The organism is Segatella baroniae B14, from assembly GCF_022024235.1.
GTDB classification, from domain to species: domain Bacteria; phylum Bacteroidota; class Bacteroidia; order Bacteroidales; family Bacteroidaceae; genus Prevotella; species Prevotella bryantii.
This window is the reverse complement of record NZ_CP091800.1, coordinates 970,001-986,892: the sequence shown is the minus strand read 5'-3', so window position 1 is coordinate 986,892 and position 16,892 is coordinate 970,001. Positions and strand designations below refer to the sequence as shown.

The 16,892-nt window shown below is 40.6% G+C and carries 10 protein-coding genes and 1 rRNA gene; 4 read left to right on the top strand and 7 right to left on the bottom strand.

Annotation, left to right across the window (positions count from 1 at the left end; all coding sequences use genetic code 11):
- Positions 1 to 15: 15 nt before the first annotated feature.
- The 4 genes from L6469_RS14130 to L6469_RS14115 form a co-directional block, all read right to left on the bottom strand.
- Positions 16 to 996: a hypothetical protein gene (locus L6469_RS14130; RefSeq protein ID WP_006281412.1), complete on the bottom strand. Its 981-nt coding sequence runs from the start codon at positions 994 to 996 to the stop codon at positions 16 to 18.
- A 37-nt stretch (positions 997 to 1,033) separates the two neighbouring features.
- On the bottom strand, positions 1,034 to 1,984 hold the full coding sequence (locus L6469_RS14125; RefSeq protein WP_006281411.1) for a hypothetical protein: 951 nt from the start codon (positions 1,982 to 1,984) through the stop codon (positions 1,034 to 1,036).
- A 16-nt stretch (positions 1,985 to 2,000) separates the two neighbouring features.
- Positions 2,001 to 3,824: a hypothetical protein gene (locus tag L6469_RS14120; RefSeq protein ID WP_006281410.1), complete on the bottom strand. Its 1,824-nt coding sequence runs from the start codon at positions 3,822 to 3,824 to the stop codon at positions 2,001 to 2,003.
- A gap of 747 nt (positions 3,825 to 4,571) precedes the next feature.
- Positions 4,572 to 5,099 (bottom strand): hypothetical protein, encoded by a 528-nt coding sequence (locus L6469_RS14115; protein WP_006281409.1) that lies wholly within the window; start codon positions 5,097 to 5,099, stop codon positions 4,572 to 4,574.
- Positions 5,100 to 5,248: 149 nt separating this feature from the next.
- On the opposite strand from L6469_RS14115, the gene L6469_RS14110 reads away from it, so the two are divergent.
- Positions 5,249 to 5,995, top strand: coding sequence for a ZIP family metal transporter (locus L6469_RS14110; protein WP_006281408.1), 747 nt, complete (start codon positions 5,249 to 5,251; stop codon positions 5,993 to 5,995).
- On the opposite strand, the gene L6469_RS14105 is transcribed toward L6469_RS14110, so the two are convergent.
- Together L6469_RS14105 and L6469_RS14100 are read right to left on the bottom strand one after the other, a co-directional pair.
- Entirely contained in the window at positions 5,988 to 7,403 is a 1,416-nt protein-coding gene (locus L6469_RS14105; protein ID WP_006281407.1) for a sensor histidine kinase, read from the bottom strand. The two genes, L6469_RS14110 and L6469_RS14105, sit on opposite strands and share 8 nt — an antisense overlap.
- Positions 7,404 to 7,406: 3 nt before the next feature.
- A complete protein-coding gene (locus L6469_RS14100; RefSeq protein ID WP_006281406.1) occupies positions 7,407 to 8,099 on the bottom strand; it encodes a response regulator in 693 nt (230 codons plus the stop codon).
- Positions 8,100 to 8,252: 153 nt separating this feature from the next.
- Here L6469_RS14100 and L6469_RS14095 point away from each other — a divergent pair, with 153 nt between their 5' ends.
- Positions 8,253 to 10,502: an inorganic phosphate transporter gene (locus tag L6469_RS14095; RefSeq protein ID WP_006281405.1), complete on the top strand. Its 2,250-nt coding sequence runs from the start codon at positions 8,253 to 8,255 to the stop codon at positions 10,500 to 10,502.
- 141 nt (positions 10,503 to 10,643) lie between these two features.
- Positions 10,644 to 12,116: a DUF1846 domain-containing protein gene (locus L6469_RS14090; RefSeq protein WP_006281404.1), complete on the top strand. Its 1,473-nt coding sequence runs from the start codon at positions 10,644 to 10,646 to the stop codon at positions 12,114 to 12,116.
- Between the two features lie 108 nt (positions 12,117 to 12,224).
- Here L6469_RS14090 and L6469_RS14085 read toward each other — a convergent pair whose 3' ends face one another.
- Positions 12,225 to 14,141: a heavy metal translocating P-type ATPase gene (locus L6469_RS14085; protein WP_006281403.1), complete on the bottom strand. Its 1,917-nt coding sequence runs from the start codon at positions 14,139 to 14,141 to the stop codon at positions 12,225 to 12,227.
- 1,159 nt (positions 14,142 to 15,300) lie between these two features.
- On the opposite strand from L6469_RS14085, the gene L6469_RS14080 reads away from it, so the two are divergent.
- A 16S ribosomal RNA gene (locus tag L6469_RS14080) occupies positions 15,301 to 16,830 on the top strand.
- The last annotated feature ends 62 nt before the right edge of the window (positions 16,831 to 16,892 follow it).

Sequence of the window (16,892 nt, the reverse complement as noted above, 5' to 3'; positions counted from 1 at the left end):
TTTTTGGGTTATACTTTAATCATTAAGCCATCCCGTAGCATCTTTGATGATGATATTACCGTACATCCATGGAACAAAGCTGCTTTGGTCTATTGTCATATTGATGGTGGTTTGTTTATATCCACCCGAAATACCGTTTTCTATGCGTAATGGTAATTGTATGTTCGTGCCATCGGCTGCATAAGGTATAATATAATAATAGGTACGTCCATACCATTGAGTTCCTGGTGTCGTATTGAAGGTCTCTTGATATGTATTGCTTCCGGCAGTTGTATTCTTGTTAGGCCTGAAAAGCAAACATCCTTCTTGTTTTAAACCTTCGATGGTGATGCTTTTTACACTAACGCTTTCATTGATATCCTCTGCAACATTCCAGTCTATGTCTAGTATGGCTGCCACATGATACATTTTCAGTTTAATATATGGATTATTCGACTCGTAGTCACTGATTGTACCATAATACTGTGTACCGTTTTTCAAGTCGGCGTTAGTAGAGTAGATATCTTTGAGATGTGCATAGGTATCATCGTTCTTGCTGAAACTGAAAGAGGTATTCAGTACATCTTGCAGTGTTAATGGATCATCAGAGTTGAGATGTAGAGGACTGTAAGATGTAGCACAATAGACTTCACCCGTCGTTCTCAGTTCTGGTATTGGCACTTTGATACCACCTATATATTTATAGATATTTTCTTCTTCATTCTTTTCCCATAGTGCCGAATCAAGTTCAGAAGTGATGTATTGCACCGTTGTGGTCGTATCGTTATTCGAGTCAGCATATTTACTTACCAGAAAAAGATAAAGATAGCGAGGTAACTTATAGCTATATCCAGAACCAGGATCTCCCCAAGCCCGTGACGTTTGTTCTGCAGGTATCTCTATTTCTACGGGAAGCGTTTTCGTCTTTATGCCAGATGGTTCTGTATCGTCATGATTGCTACACGATATGAATAGCAATACGGACAGCATAAGGATGGATAACTGATGTATTTTCATATGTTTCCGTTTCGTTATTATCTCATGGGGAGTGAGGTTAGATAGACGGTTCGTAAGTATGACCTTCTTTCCATGTCGTGATGACACTCATACCCATATTCTGTTGTAACTCCTGGTCACCTATTGTACCGGATTCGTTCATCTTGATTTCCAGTATTCGTTTTTCACCAGGTTTTAATTTTTCCTCAACCTTTATCCGAGTATAGACCGTCTCTCCTGTGGTCAGTGCTGCTTTTATGGTATAATACCATTCTTCTGGCGATGGGAATCCTACTCCGACAAAACCAAGTTTCCCTTGTTCGATTGCGACTGCTGGATATGTTTTAACAATCTCTTTACGACTAAAGGTATATAAAAAATCATTGCTAAAGTTTATTCCAGTATAGAGACTGTCGATAGATACCGTAACGTTCTTAACGATTTGTGTGGCAGCAGTGGTGTCTATAATGACTTCTACCACACTGTTCATCGGACTCAAATTTACGGTAAACTCGCGATTAAGTGTGTCGATATTCATGGTCTCGAGCGCATAATACATAATCTTGGCATGGCTGCCTATGCTATCAGCGAGGATATTATTGATACTGAAATTCGTAAAGCTAGACGAGTCGCTCAGGGTTACTTGTGAAGTCTCTTTTACATCTGTAATAGCTACATTCATATATTTGTTGATATTCATCTCTCCCTGGATTGTCAAACTCGTACCCTGATTACTGTATCTAGTCTTGAGCGCAAAGTCTTTGCTGTTATCATCGAAAAAGTATGAATCATAATTATGAGAGCTTAAACTACCGAGGCTTTTTTCCATGAGCGAATCACTTTCAATAACCCCACTTAGATTGTAGGTTATTGTAACATCGGTAGTATTAACGACAGGATCCGGTTCTGGAGGAGACGGACAGTCGTCTAAGTCTTCATAAATGATACTACAACTGCCCATCATCACTGCCAGCAGTGCCAGCATTATATATCGTATGATGGTTTTCATTTTCATGCGCTTGCTTTTAGAGTTCTACTTCAAAGTATAAGCCCGATTGCCATGATGGGTCTACAGAGAAGCCGAAGCTGATGAGTGATTTACTCAAGTCTGGCAAAACATTATAGGCATTACCAAGACCTGTCTCGTGGTTTTCGCTTTCTTTAGTAGAGTTTTGTGGTATGGTCAGTTTCACGGTAGTAATATAGTCTTGTTTGAAGACTTGATTAAGTTCGTTTGTATAGCCACTTTTAGCAGCTGGTGGGTTCAGATTGGCTATAAGATAGAACTTGCCACCGTTAGGAATAATACCTGTAGCTCCTTCGAAATTTTGGCCAGTATTATTAATTAGTTCTATGGCGATATTAACGACTTCTTCTGCTGCAGATGGCAATGTTAACGTATAGTTGGTATCACTACCGTTACTGCTAGCATACATATTACTCATCGAGTTATCGTATATGGCATATTGTTTGCTATTAGAGTCGGTAATCGGATTAAAATCTTGATCTACTGCCTTCTGTCCACCGATAATGATACCCGTTACTTCAAATCCCTTCGCATTAGGAGTAACCACATTGCCAGCTTTATCGTAGAGTACGTTGCCGTTGGCCAACTTGATAGTGAGATCCATACGTCCCACAGCATATCGCAGAGGTTGTTGCATAGCGATAGTCTTGGTGGTTGTTGTGACACTAGTGTTAGGGAAATTGTCGACGTCATTTACAATCTCACTCCAATCTTTGTTGGTTGTCATGACCTTAGTCTGATCGATGCTTGATGTTTTCAGTGGAGAAGTTACTTGATACCACAAATTTGGCATGTAGACATATCGTGGTATTTCCAAAGTAGAAATTGATTCGGATATCGTACTTGAACCCATTACCGGTTGAAAACCGGTGTTATTGTTCCATTTTACAACAGCAGCTCCATCAGGAAGATTCAGTTCGGTTGGATAATTGTCCAGGTCACTGTGAAGTGATAGTATGCCGTTGTTGTTGGTGATACAAGGGTATGAACCGCCATTGATGTCCTGAACATCGTTCAGGGTAACGGTATTGATTTTATTAATCAAGGCAACAGACATTGCGTTGCTCTTGCTCTTCATGTTATCGTATAATTCTTGTATCAGGCCAAGTACAGTTTTAGATGATCCTGCAGCGTTTTTTATGAAATTATAATATGCAGTTTTTTCATTTTCATCATTACTCCAGCTAATTCCGTTTGCATTTGTCTTTGCGATTTCAGTAAGCAGGTTCGCAAGATACTGGGCTTTGTTTGATGGTATAGAAGAAGCATTGATACTTACCGGTGTAAAACTAATGGTGTTGATATCCGTATTAGCCTCATCGTCAAGTCCTGTTGCTGTAAGGGTACCATTGGTAAAGTGATAGCCTTCTAGGGCTTCAGTCGTATCCTTTGCGTGTGCGTAGGCTCTTATTCCAGCTGTACCCACGCTTAACAAAATGTTGTCATACACCTTGGCAAGGCTTCCGCTGCTAAGTTGGTTCTTGTTGATATCTTCCAGTGTGATATTGGCACCATTACGTTGAGTAGAATCAGTAGAATATGGTATGAGTACAATATTCGATAATCCTCTGAATTGATTGTCAGCTCCCTGTACGATTTCCTGGGATGCACGAGAGGAAACTTTAGTAGTGCTGTTAAGTCCCTTGTAATTTTTACCAGCAGCATTCTGTGGAATCGAAATAGCGAGGCTGGTGTTGACTAAATCGTTTTGTTGAACAGGTGTGTCTGGGGCAATATCGTTGCTTTGACATGCTGTTAGATGTATTGCTGCTGCTATAGCTATCGCTCCAGAGAGGGTCGATGTAATAAATGTTTTTCTCATGCTGGGAGATGTTTTATGATTATAATTTATTTTTATGCTTTTTGAAGGTACTTGCCGTTAATGCTTTACATTCACGGGATTTATATAATTTTGTCTTGCAAATATAAACAAATATTTTAAGATATGTTATGATTATATTGCTTTTTTGGCTGAAATCAGTGATATATGTTCAAAATTAACGATATAAACTTATTCTACTTGATTACTGGTGCTAAAAGTTGGTATCTATTATAGATAATCATAGCGTTGATAATCAGTCATCAAGGATGGATTTGAATGAGAAATACACATTTTTTGTTGTTATGTTGGTACTTCGAATCATTTATTTTTTTTGTTATCGTGCACAGATTTTCTTGTTTTCGAACACAGAAAAAAAATAACAAATTTAGTGAAAAAAGTGGCCTCAAACTCTTGACAGGTTCCTTTTTTTTTGTTATATTTGTACTATCAAAAAGAGATTATTGGTTTATTTATTCGCATTAGTATATTAAAATTCGCATTAGACATTAATTAAGCTAGGTGTAGTTGATTTCGCATTAGGGAATGCTTATTTTCGGTCAACATATTTAAGTTGGTTATTCGCATTAAACAGTACGAGACATTGCTTAATCTGCATAGGAAGATTAAGGATACATAAAAAAAGGATTCTCCGTGAGGCGAATCCTTTTTTATGTTATTTTATTTTCATGCGAGAGATAGGTTTGTGTCGTACTAACCATGCCGGGATGAAGAAAAATGCTAAACGAATTAAGGTTTTTGATTTCTGATAAATGCGATGAGCTGGGTACGGTCGAATTCTTGTTGCTCATTGCCATCACCAAGTATTATTTTCTCGAATGCGAGCCAATATTGAGTGTTATCTGGTGTCAGCTTGAGAGGGATAATGCCTTGGTTATGATTATTCAGGTATGCCCAACGTGCAATAGGTATTTTTTGGTTATCTATCTGAAGTATGGTTCCATTTTGTTGTAATTGATATTTCTTGTGTTTATATTGGCAAGTGTTACAGCTGAAGATGTATATGGAATCTTGATCAAAAGCCATTACACTGGTGATATTATTCTGTTCGTCCTCGAGTACAAAGATACCTTTCATCAAGAAAGCGAGATTCTCTATAGGATAGTCTTGTTCTAGTTTGAGTGCCTCATTATGGTTGGTTGCATCTTTCACAACAAGTTCTGTCTGTTCGCTAACCTCATCTTTTGTGCAGGAGGATACCGACAAACTGGTCATACAGAATAGTGTAGCTAAAAATAAATAATAGAAGTTTTTCATAAATGCGTGTTTTTGTTTAAGGTATGATAAATGCAAATATATTATTTATTCTAATAAAAAGCAAATTTTATACAAAAAAATAATGCCTTTTTTCCTAAAAAGGCTTACCTTTATCCCCAAATTCATTTAATCGCAATAAAAAAACATTTATGTCTCAAATTTGGATTAGTGCAGCCGGACTTTGCGGAGCCACTCTGATAGGTGCTGTTTTAGGCTTTCTAATTAAGGAACTTCCTCATAAGTGGAATGATACGGTATTAGGCTATTGTGCTGGTATTATGCTTGCCGCATCAACGTTAGGATTAATTGTACCTGCCTTTGATATGACGTCTTCTACAACGTGGTGGATAGTGGTTGTCGGTGTTATGGCTGGAGCATTATTTCTTAATGTCCTCGATTTGGTTACTCCACATTTGCATCATATTACAGGATTAGATCAAGAAGAGCATCGCAATAACAAATCGCTCAATCATATTCTCCTCTTTGTTATGGCTATTGCTTTGCATAAAATGCCTGAAGGCATGGCTGCTGGCGTTAGTATGAGCACTACAGAAATCGATTGGTCGGTAAGTTTGGGTATTGCTCTTCAGAATGTACCAGAAGGTATGGTTATTATTGCCCCATTGCTGGTTGCCGGTGTGTCTAAGATACGAACCATGGTCATTTCGTTGGCTATCGGTCTGCTTGAGGTAGTCGGTGTATGGATTGGATTTGGGATGGGTTCTGTATCATTGACGCTGTTACCGGTTATGCTCGGTTTTGCAGGAGGAGCAATGCTCTATGTTACCAGCGACGAGATGATACCTGAGACGCATGCGCATGGGTATCAGAAGCAGGCCACGTATGCCTTATTACTCGGTTTTATGACCTTGTTGTTGATGGATAAACTTATTTGATAGCGCTTAATGTGAAGTGGAAGACCAATCCTCCTGTAGGATTGTTCTTCACGGTTATGTTGCCATGGTGAAAGAGCACAGCGTTTTTGACGATGGCCAGACCGAGACCTGTTCCTCCCATTTTTCGACTTCTTCCCTTGTCTACGCGATAAAATCTTTCGAAAAGTCGATTCAAGTGTGCGTAGGGCACGCCTATGCCATTATCGCTGAATGTAAAGTGCCAGACGCTTTCTTCTAGAGTAGCTGATATGGTTATCGTTGTACCTTGGCCGGCATAGGATATCGCATTATCGGTAAGATTACGGAATATGCTATATAATAATGAGCGGTTGCCGTTAACGACTAAAGAAGGCGGTAACTGGTTTACGAAGTTCATTTCATGTTTCTGTAATTGAAGAGCCGTTTCTTTTTGTATGTTCTGCACGATCTCTGCTATGTCCACATATTCAAAGTTTTGTAGCTGTGGCGCATCGTCCAACTTGTTGAGCGTAGAGATATCACGTAGAAGTGATGTTAATCGCTCACTTTGTGCAAAGCAGCGTTGAAGAAATTGTGCTTTTGTTTCTTCATTCATATTCGGGTTATTGATAATAGTTTCAAGATAGCCCTGAATACTTGCCACTGGTGTCTTCAATTCGTGCGCTACATTCTGAGTAAGCTCACGTTTTAGTTTGTCTTGTTCTTGACGCGTGTTTTGCAGTCTTCTGTATATCTTGATGATGCGCTCTGCGATTTCACCTAATTCGTCATTCGGAAAGTGGATAAGGTCATCGATATCGAGACTTTTATTATGGTCGGCTCTCCAGGCAAATGTACGGAGATTATTAATGTTTTGTCCCAGTCGATTGGTAAATCGAAAAAGGAATATCGTTAGTAATAGAATGGCGCCAAGCGCAAACCAGATAAAATGCTGGTCGGTTGCCAATGATTTTGCCAAGTCGTTGTCGTATGGTAAAGCCGTTCGTATCACATATCCATCCTCGGGAAAATAGGTTGCACTGTAAAAATAATCATGTTTTAGTGTGCTCGAGAGACGATCTACTGTAGAGCCTTCGCCTGTTTTTATCGCTTGTATAAACTCCGTACGATTCGAGTGGTTAGCGATCTTAGAATAATCCTTTATCAGATTATCAAAAAATACCAGTCCATCTTTTCGAATAAGCGTTACGCGTATATTTTTCTCATAATTACGTTGAACATAATTGCTCAACGTTTTCTCATCCATTTTGCCCAAGATAGAAAGTGATACATGCATCCTGTCGTTATAATCTTGTAGGCGTAAATTGAGAAATTCTATCTTATACTGCTTTTCGCGATTTTGCTGGAATACGATAAAGGATATGGCGAAAATCAGAAATATAGATACTACGCTGAGATATAGTTTGTTACCTATAGAGAGTTTAATCATGATTTATGCATTGAAATAATAACCAAATCCTTGTCTGGTAGCAATATGTGTGGCATATTGACCGATCTTTTTACGTAAACGAGTGATGTTTACATCTACCGTACGATCGGATACTTGTACATCGCTAGGCCATATTCTGTCTATAAGTTGTTGGCGTGAGAAAACTCTATTTTTTTCTTCTAATAGCAGTTTTAGAAGTTCGTATTCTGTCTTTGAAAAAGACACATTCTGCCCATCTACAGTTATCGTCTTCTGGTCTAAGTTGATGATGATACCCTTATATAATAAGGTATTTTGATTATCGATAGCATTCTGATGGGCTGTTCTGCGTAACACAGCCTTAATTCTGAGTATTACTTCACGAATAGAAAAAGGTTTAGCGATATAATCATCAGCTCCCAGTGTAAAACCGGTGACCGTATCGTTTTCGGTATCTTTGGCAGTTAGAAAGACAATGGGTATTGATGCTGTTGTAGCATTGCTTTTCAGCTGTTTGGCTAAGGCAAAACCACTCATGCCTCCCATCATGACATCGAGAAGAAGTAGATGGTAAGAAGCGATATCAAGTGTGAGTGCTTCTTCTGCAGAATTGGCTGTATTTACGATGTAACCCTCCATTTCGAGATTGAATTTGAGAATCTCACAGAGGTCCTCTTCGTCATCTACTACTAATATGCGATAACTTTCATCTTTCATGTTGCGATATTACTGATATATTTGCAAATATACAGTTTTTTTTGTTCGAAAACGAGTTGAGGCTGTTCATTTTTTAAGTTGTAACAGTATTGTAACATGAGTGTTATGTTTCTGTAACATACATCCTGTATATTTGCCTACAAATAAGTATTTATGGAAACAATTTATTTTGTCATTGTGGTCTTTCTGCTTAGTTTAGCAGTGTTTGGCCTTTTCGTGGGTGTTAGTAATGATGCTGTCAATTTCTTGCAGTCTGCAGTTGGCGCTCGTGCAGCTAAGTTTCGTACAGTATTAATTTACGCCTCTTTAGGAGTGTTGCTGGGTGCAGTAATGTCAACAGGTATGATGGATGTGGCTCGGCATGGTATTCTTACCCCTGTACATTATTCCTTTTTTGAAGTAATGACCATATTCTTTGCCGTCATGGTGGCTAATGTGATTATATTAGACATGTTCAATTCGGTGGGTATGCCTACTTCAAGTACGATATCTCTCGTTTTTGGTCTATTAGGAGCATCGTTTTCTATTGCTACCCTAAAAACGATTGTAAACCCTTCGCTCGATTATAATATGTTACTCAATTCTGGTCAGGCTTTGAGTATGATTATTGCGATCTTTGTGAGTGTAGCTTTCGCCTTTGTGTTTGGATGGCTCATCATGTGGATCAGTCGAATGGTCTTTTCCTTTAATTACAAAAAGTATTCACGTTATTCTATTGCTATTTTTGGTGGTATCGCCTTTACAGCTTTATCTTATTTTATCTTCTTAAAAGGCGTAGGCAATAGTCCTTACATGGATGCTGGTATACGCACATGGATCAATGGTAATATTCAGTTGTTGTTATTGATTACATTTGGCTGTTCTACAGTCTTTATGGAGATACTTCATCTGTTTAAGGTCAATATTTTCCGTGTTATTGTTCTCATGGGTACTTTTGCGCTGGCTATGGCTTTTGCAGGTAATGACTTGGTGAACTTTATCGGTGTACCACTTTCTGGTCTTGACAGTTATCAAGATTATGTGGCTCATGCAAATGGTGCTGCTCCTAATGCTTTTATGATGTCATCACTGATGGAGAATGCCAAGACATCACCGTTGTACTTGCTTATTGCCGGTGTCATTATGGTTGTGGCAATGGTTACATCCAAAAAAGCTCAGAATGTCATTAAAACATCTGTCGACCTGAGTAGACAGGATGGGGGCGATGAAATGTTTGGCTCTTCTTCTGCAGCTCGTGCTATAGTACGTTTTTTCCAAACTACTAACAAGCAGATTTCAGCGATTATTCCGGCAAATATAAAGCATTGGATAGATAGTAGATTTGATAAAAATGGTATCATTCTGGAAGATGAAACTGCTGCATTCGACTTGGTACGTGCTGCTGTCACCCTAGTGATATCCTCTATGCTGATTACCATTGGTACTAACTATAAATTGCCTTTGTCTACTACATACGTAACTTTTATGGTTGCTATGGGTTCTTCTCTGGCCGACAGAGCATGGAGTAGGGAGAGTGCCGTATTCCGTGTAACGGGTGTCATTTCTGTTATCGGTGGATGGTTTATTACAGCTGGAGCTTCATTCCTCCTGGCAGCTGTTATCTGTCTTGTTATGTATTATGGAGGTATCGTTGCTAATATTGCTTTTATCGTAGTGGTTATCGCTTCACTTATTCGAAGTAGTCGTAAATATAAAGAGAAAAAGGCTTCTGAAAATCGTGATAAAGATGTATTCCGTCTGATGATGCGTACCCGTGACCCACAGCTTGTGTGGGAAATGCTTCAGAAGCAGGTAAGAAGAACGCAGTCTGATTGCTGTAAATTCGCCTTAGAACAGTTTAACTTAATTATAGATGGTCTTGAAAATGAGAAGACCAGTTCTTTAAGAAAAGCTCAGCGCGATTTAGTGGCTGCGAAGCAACCGTTGAAGAAGGTTCGTCGTCAGGAGATGTTGGTATTACAGCGTGTTCCTCGTATGATCGCTATAGAGCGTAATACTTGGTTTCATTTGGGTATGAATAGTAACCAACAGTTAATTTATGGATTGCGACGTATGCTTGAGCCTATCAAGGAGCATGTAGACAATAGTTTTAATCCTTTATCACCTGAACTGATTGCTGATTTCTTGCCGATTAAGCGTAGTATCAATGAACTGATGAAGGCTTCGTGTGCACAGATAGAAACGGGTAGATACGAGAATTATCGTCAGATTCTTGCAGAGGCTGATAATGTAAAAGACGAACTTTCTATTCTTCGTAAGCGTCAGATTGACCGTATGCAGGATAGTGAAACGAACTCTCAGATGCAGGTTAATCTGTTATATCTGAATGTGCTTCAGGAGAGTCAGCAGTTGCTCAGTAATATGCGTCATCAGCTTCGTGCTGCTAAAAAGTTTATGGAATAAAATATGCTTTCTATATGCCTTGAATGGTGTGAAAAGTTGCTCTTTTATGGACAATAGTTGATACGAATTCACGCTTTTGGCAAATTTTTGATTACCTTTGCAAAATTGAATTTACAAATCGGCAATTAAGAGAAAAATCTGATGAAAAAGTTAGGATTTGATAACGACAAATACATTCGTATTCAGTCAGAACATATCAAGGAAAGAATAGAGAAATTTAAAGGTAAGCTATATCTTGAATTAGGTGGTAAACTTTTTGATGATCATCATGCTAGTCGAGTACTGCCAGGCTTTCAACCAGACAGTAAGTTGCGTATGTTGCAGCAGCTAAGTGATAAGGCGGAAATCGTTATTGTAATCAGTGCGATTGATATCGAAAAGAATAAAGTTCGCCAAGACCTTGGTATCACTTATGATGAAGATGTGCTACGTCTGCGCAAAGAGTTCCAGAATCGTGGCTTCCTTGTAGACAGTGTTGTTATCACGCATTACAATGGTCAGAATAGTGCCGATATGTATCGTAAGCGTTTGGAGCGTTTAGGTATTCGCGCTTATTATCATTATACTATTGAGGGCTATCCTCATAATGTGGCTCTTATTGATTCTGATGAGGGATTTGGTAAAGATGATTACGTGGAAACATCTCGTCCGCTTGTCATTGTTACAGCGCCTGGACCAGGTAGTGGTAAGATGGCTGTTTGTTTGTCTCAGCTTTATAATGAAAATAAAAGAGGTGTAAATGCTGGGTATGCCAAGTTTGAAACTTTCCCTGTATGGAATCTTCCTTTGAATCATCCTGTTAATATCGCTTATGAAGCTGCAACGGCTGACTTGAACGATATCAATATGATTGATCCGTTCCATTTTGATGCGTACGAGAAGGTGGCTATTAATTATAATCGTGACGTCGAAATCTTCCCTGTGCTTAACACGTTGTTTGAAGGTATCTATGGCGAATGTCCTTATAAGTCGCCAACTGATATGGGTGTTAACATGGTCGGTTTCTGTATCAGTGATGATGAGGTTTGTCAGGAAGCATCTAAGCAGGAGATTATTCGCCGTTATTATACAGCACTTAATAAATTGGCTAATGGTGGGGTAAATGAAGCAGAGGTTAACAAACTTTCATTGTTGATGAAGCAGGCTAAAATTACCACTGATTTCCGAAAGACTACTTTAGCTGCAAAAGCGCGTAAGGAAGAAGCTGGTGTGCCTTGCTCTGCTATTGAGTTGCCTGATGGACGTATTATTACTGCTGCTAGTAGTGTGCTTCTCGGTACAGCGTCATCTCTTATTCTGAATGCAGTGAAGAGTCTTGCTGGTATCGATCATGATTTGAAACTCATTCCTCAATACTTGATTGAGCCTGTTCAGAAGACTAAAATAGAATATTTGGGTGGCAATAATCCTCGTTTGCATACGGATGAAGTCCTCGTCGCTCTCTCTATTCTTAGCCAAACGGATGAAAATTGTAAGAAAGCGCTTGAACAATTACCTAAGTTGCGTGGATGTCAGGCTCATTTTACGATTATGTTGGGTGAAGTAGACCGTAAGATTTTCAAGAAATTGGGCGTTGGTATCACTTGCGATCCAATTAAGAAGGAGAAAAAATAAATCATGTGTCCCATTCGTCATTGATATATGGCGACAGAGTGACATCGTTAAAGTAGTTTAGGCTAAGCTCATCGTTCAAGAGGTGCTTAGCCTAAACTACTTTTTATATTATCCTAATTTAAGTCTGAGGCTGTTGAGAACAACAGATACCGATGACAAAGCCATTAAGGCGCTCGCCCACATCGGGGTAATCTGAAAATCGATGCCAAATAGATAAGGTACTCCTGCGGCTAATGGGATACAAATGATATTGTAGATAAATGCCCAGAAAAGATTTTGCCAGATCATCCGTACGGTGCGCTTGCTTAATTTTATGGCTTCAGGAATAGCCATGAGATCATTGCCCATAAGTGTAACTTGGGCTACATCCATGGCGACATCTGTACCTTTACCTATAGCGATGCTCACATCGGCCAGTGCTAAGGCTTGAGTGTCATTGATGCCGTCGCCCATCATGGCTACCGTTTTTCCTTCTGCTTGGAGCTTTTTCACCAGGTTTTCTTTATCCTGTGGCATTACTTTGCTCTGATAATGCTTGATACCCGTTTGTTCTGCCCAGTATTGAGCAGCTTCTTCATGATCGCCACTCATCATATATACTTCGATGCCTTGATCTTGTAATATTTGTATCGCCTTTTTAGCATTCGGTTTTAATACTTCGCGTTGTTCTAAAGTCAAGTTGGATGCTCGGGTAAAGTCGATATTTAGATTGGGAAGAGTCAGTGTACCGGTTTTGTCGGTAACAAGAGCATCTATTTTACGCATACGCTCTAGAGCAGATGCGTCCTTAATGAGTACCTGTCTTTCTGCAGCTTTCCCGATTCCTACCATGAGTGCGGTTGGAGTGGCAAGTCCCATAGCACATGGACAGGCTATCACAAGCACAGCTACAGCCGATATGATGGCTTGGGGTAGATAAGTGCTACCACCTACAAGAAGCCAGCTCAGGAAGGTGATAAGTGAAAGGATTGCTACTACGGGTACGAAGATTAATGCGGCTTTATCTACAATGCGCTGAACGGGTGCCTTGGAGCTTTGGGCTTCTTGTACCATACGTATGATGTGTGCAAGAGCTGTATCTTCTCCTATCTGACGGGCACGCATGCGAAATTTGCCTTGACTGGGTATTGTTCCGGCTAAAACTTTACTTCCTTTTTTCTTTTCGGCTGGTGTTGGTTCGCCTGTTATCATACTCTCGTCTACATAAGCTGCATCGGCTGTCATAAAACTTTCTGCCCATGTTACTTCACCATCAACAGGAACTTTTTCTCCAGGACGAACTTCGAGTAAATCGCCTATTTCTATGGTTGAGATAGGTACTTCTTCGATTTCCTGACCATTTACGATATGTGCTGTTTTGGGAGCCATGCCCATCAGTTTACGTATACTTGTCGCTGTGCTGTCTTTAGCTTTTTCTTCAAGTAATCGGCCTGTAAGTACAAAGGTGATGATCATTACGCTCGCATCAAAATAGGTGTGCCAACTTATTCCCCGTATTCCCCAGATTGCATCGCCCCAAAAGGTGTTAAAGGTACTAAATATAAAACTGATACCGGTAGATAGGGCTACGAGGGTGTCCATGTTGGCTGTACCATGGCGTAACTGTTTTATCGCTGTAATATAAAATGTTTTGCCGCAATATACGATATTGAAGATGGCAATAAGCATAGCCATTTGGTTGGCATATTCTTTACTTCCAAGATTTATCCATTGCATGCTGATGGCCATCACTGCAACTGAGAAAATCCAGGATAGTATGGTCTTTCGACGGAGTAATACATACTCTCGCTTGCTTATTTCTTCTGCACTGCGATTTTCTTCGATAACCATGTCGTATCCTATCGAATTAATCTCTTTCTTGATCTGCTCGAGTGTAATGCTGTTTTCATCATAGTCGATAAACGCTGAGCGACCTACTAAGTTTACTTGGGCTTTGCGAATCCCTTCGAGCTCATCGAGCTTGCGCTGTACATTTGCTGAACATGCTGAACAAGCCATACCTATAATTGGAACTGTTTTCTTCATGGGTGCAAAGTTATAAGATATAGGTTAATATGTTGTTATAGTTTTGAGGATTAGATTTATAAGATTTAGATATTATGGCTGATTCTTCGTCTTTTTTAGATAGGATTTTTTAGAAACTTATAATATTGTTACGACGCGATGTGTCGGGTGTGAACGGGTCTTGTCCGTCTCTAATGGGTTGACTGTCAAATAATTTGTCAAAAAACAGCGTTTTCAAAAATCGTCATCTAGCTCAAAATATTCAACTTTTGATCAGCCTGTTTGGTCTTTTTTCTTCCCCTCGATTTTCTCTCCCGCCAAAACCCCAGCTCCTGGGGGTCGAAACCTAAGACTTTGTTCGCTAAACTCTATGACCTTATCGCGTCAACCCTAAGCTTTCGACCCCTAGGAGCTGGGGTTTTGGCGCCCATTTATTAAGCCACCGAAGTGTAAAATTCGTAACGCGCTGATATTCAGGCAGATACAAAAACGCTTCAAAATTCGCGTATTTGAGGCACATTTACATCGCCATTTCAAATACGCAAGCTACAACTCTGTTGATGTCAATTAAATTCTAATTTTTCTCTTAGCAACACGCTCAGTTTGCTTCTCGTACTACCTGTTGTGATGTACTTGGCATAATCAAGTTTGCTTCAATCAGATCAGCACGTTGGTTTATATTCATGAGGCCAACATAATTTGTATTCATGAGCCTAACATGACTATCATATATATAAGGAGTGATGTTGTTCGATTCTTCACCGTTGAAAGATGTTGTTGGATGCAAACGATGTTCGATGCTATTAAAAAGTCGAAATAAAGGGTATAATAGGGCATATTTGTCAAAGAACGCGCAAAATTGTAGTTTTTTGCAATTTTTTCTTGAAAACATTTGGAGGTTATGGATATTTTGTATACCTTTGCACTCGCTTTCGAACAAACGGAAGCAGCCAAATAACGTTGGTTATGAGGCTTAAGAGAAAGAGTTCTTTGAAAAGATTACATAGACAGAGAAGTAGTACAAGAAGCGTTCACATATTATAGATATGTGTGAATGGGTAACAAAAACGAACCGTCAAGTTTAGTTTTTGTCCAGGCTTTAAACCGACTTCAATAAAAGGATAAGCGTCCTTGAAACAGAGACAAATAATCTATTCAATTAGATATTCAAAGATATTTTACAATGGAGAGTTTGATCCTGGCTCAGGATGAACGCTAGCTACAGGCTTAACACATGCAAGTCGAGGGGTAACATGAAGAAAGCTTGCTTTCTTTGATGACGACCGGCGCACGGGTGAGTATCGCGTATCCAACCTGCCCATAAGTAGGGAATAGCCTTGCGAAAGTAAGATTAATGCCCTATGGTTTCCATTAAAGACATCTGAGATGGAATAAAGATTTATCGCTTATGGATGGGGATGCGTCTGATTAGGTAGTAGGCGGGGTAACGGCCCACCTAGCCGACGATCAGTAGGGGTTCTGAGAGGAAGGTCCCCCACATTGGAACTGAGACACGGTCCAAACTCCTACGGGAGGCAGCAGTGAGGAATATTGGTCAATGGACGGAAGTCTGAACCAGCCAAGTAGCGTGCAGGATGACGGCCCTATGGGTTGTAAACTGCTTTTTTAGGGGAATAAAGTTAGCCACGTGTGGTTATTTGCATGTACCCTACGAATAAGGACCGGCTAATTCCGTGCCAGCAGCCGCGGTAATACGGAAGGTCCGGGCGTTATCCGGATTTATTGGGTTTAAAGGGAGCGCAGGCCGTTTGGTAAGCGTGTTGTGAAATGTCCGGGCTCAACCTGGGCACTGCAGCGCGAACTGCCAGACTTGAGTGCACAGGAAGCGGGCGGAATTCGTGGTGTAGCGGTGAAATGCTTAGATATCACGAAGAACTCCAATTGCGAAGGCAGCTCGCTGTAGTGTTACTGACGCTAAAGCTCGAAAGTGCGGGTATCGAACAGGATTAGATACCCTGGTAGTCCGCACGGTAAACGATGGATGCCCGCTGTTTGCCCTTCGGGGTGAGTGGCTAAGCGAAAGCGTTAAGCATCCCACCTGGGGAGTACGCCGGCAACGGTGAAACTCAAAGGAATTGACGGGGGCCCGCACAAGCGGAGGAACATGTGGTTTAATTCGATGATACGCGAGGAACCTTACCCGGGCTTGAATTGCAGATGACGGATCTAGAGATAGTGACTTCCTTCGGGACATCTGTGAAGGTGCTGCATGGTTGTCGTCAGCTCGTGCCGTGAGGTGTCGGCTTAAGTGCCATAACGAGCGCAACCCTTCTCTTCAGTTGCCATCAGGTAGAGCTGGGCACTCTGGAGACACTGCCACCGTAAGGTGTGAGGAAGGTGGGGATGACGTCAAATCAGCACGGCCCTTACGTCCGGGGCTACACACGTGTTACAATGGCCGGTACAGAAAGTCGGATGCCCGTAAGGTCATTCTAATCAAGAAAGCCGGTCCCAGTTCGGACTGAGGTCTGCAACCCGACCTCACGAAGCTGGATTCGCTAGTAATCGCGCATCAGCCATGGCGCGGTGAATACGTTCCCGGGCCTTGTACACACCGCCCGTCAAGCCATGAAAGCCGGGGGTGCCTGAAGTCCGTGACCGCAAGGGTCGGCCTAGGGCAAAACTGGTAATTGGGGCTAAGTCGTAACAAGGTAGCCGTACCGGAAGGTGCGGCTGGAACACCTCCTTTCTGGAAGAGATGCTTATTTAGAAGTAAGTAAAAGTCAAGAGACATGACAAACGTAAAGGTTG

Coding starts and splice junctions, on each gene's coding strand:
- L6469_RS14125 (WP_006281411.1), bottom strand. CDS start 1,984: ATGAAAACCATCATACGATATATAATGCTGGCACTGCTGGCAGTGATG.
- L6469_RS14130 (WP_006281412.1), bottom strand. CDS start 996: ATGAAAATACATCAGTTATCCATCCTTATGCTGTCCGTATTGCTATTC.
- L6469_RS14090 (WP_006281404.1), top strand. CDS start 10,644: ATGAAAAAGTTAGGATTTGATAACGACAAATACATTCGTATTCAGTCA.
- L6469_RS14120 (WP_006281410.1), bottom strand. CDS start 3,824: ATGAGAAAAACATTTATTACATCGACCCTCTCTGGAGCGATAGCTATA.
- L6469_RS14095 (WP_006281405.1), top strand. CDS start 8,253: ATGGAAACAATTTATTTTGTCATTGTGGTCTTTCTGCTTAGTTTAGCA.
- L6469_RS14085 (WP_006281403.1), bottom strand. CDS start 14,141: ATGAAGAAAACAGTTCCAATTATAGGTATGGCTTGTTCAGCATGTTCA.
- L6469_RS14110 (WP_006281408.1), top strand. CDS start 5,249: ATGTCTCAAATTTGGATTAGTGCAGCCGGACTTTGCGGAGCCACTCTG.
- L6469_RS14105 (WP_006281407.1), bottom strand. CDS start 7,403: ATGATTAAACTCTCTATAGGTAACAAACTATATCTCAGCGTAGTATCT.
- L6469_RS14115 (WP_006281409.1), bottom strand. CDS start 5,099: ATGAAAAACTTCTATTATTTATTTTTAGCTACACTATTCTGTATGACC.
- L6469_RS14100 (WP_006281406.1), bottom strand. CDS start 8,099: ATGAAAGATGAAAGTTATCGCATATTAGTAGTAGATGACGAAGAGGAC.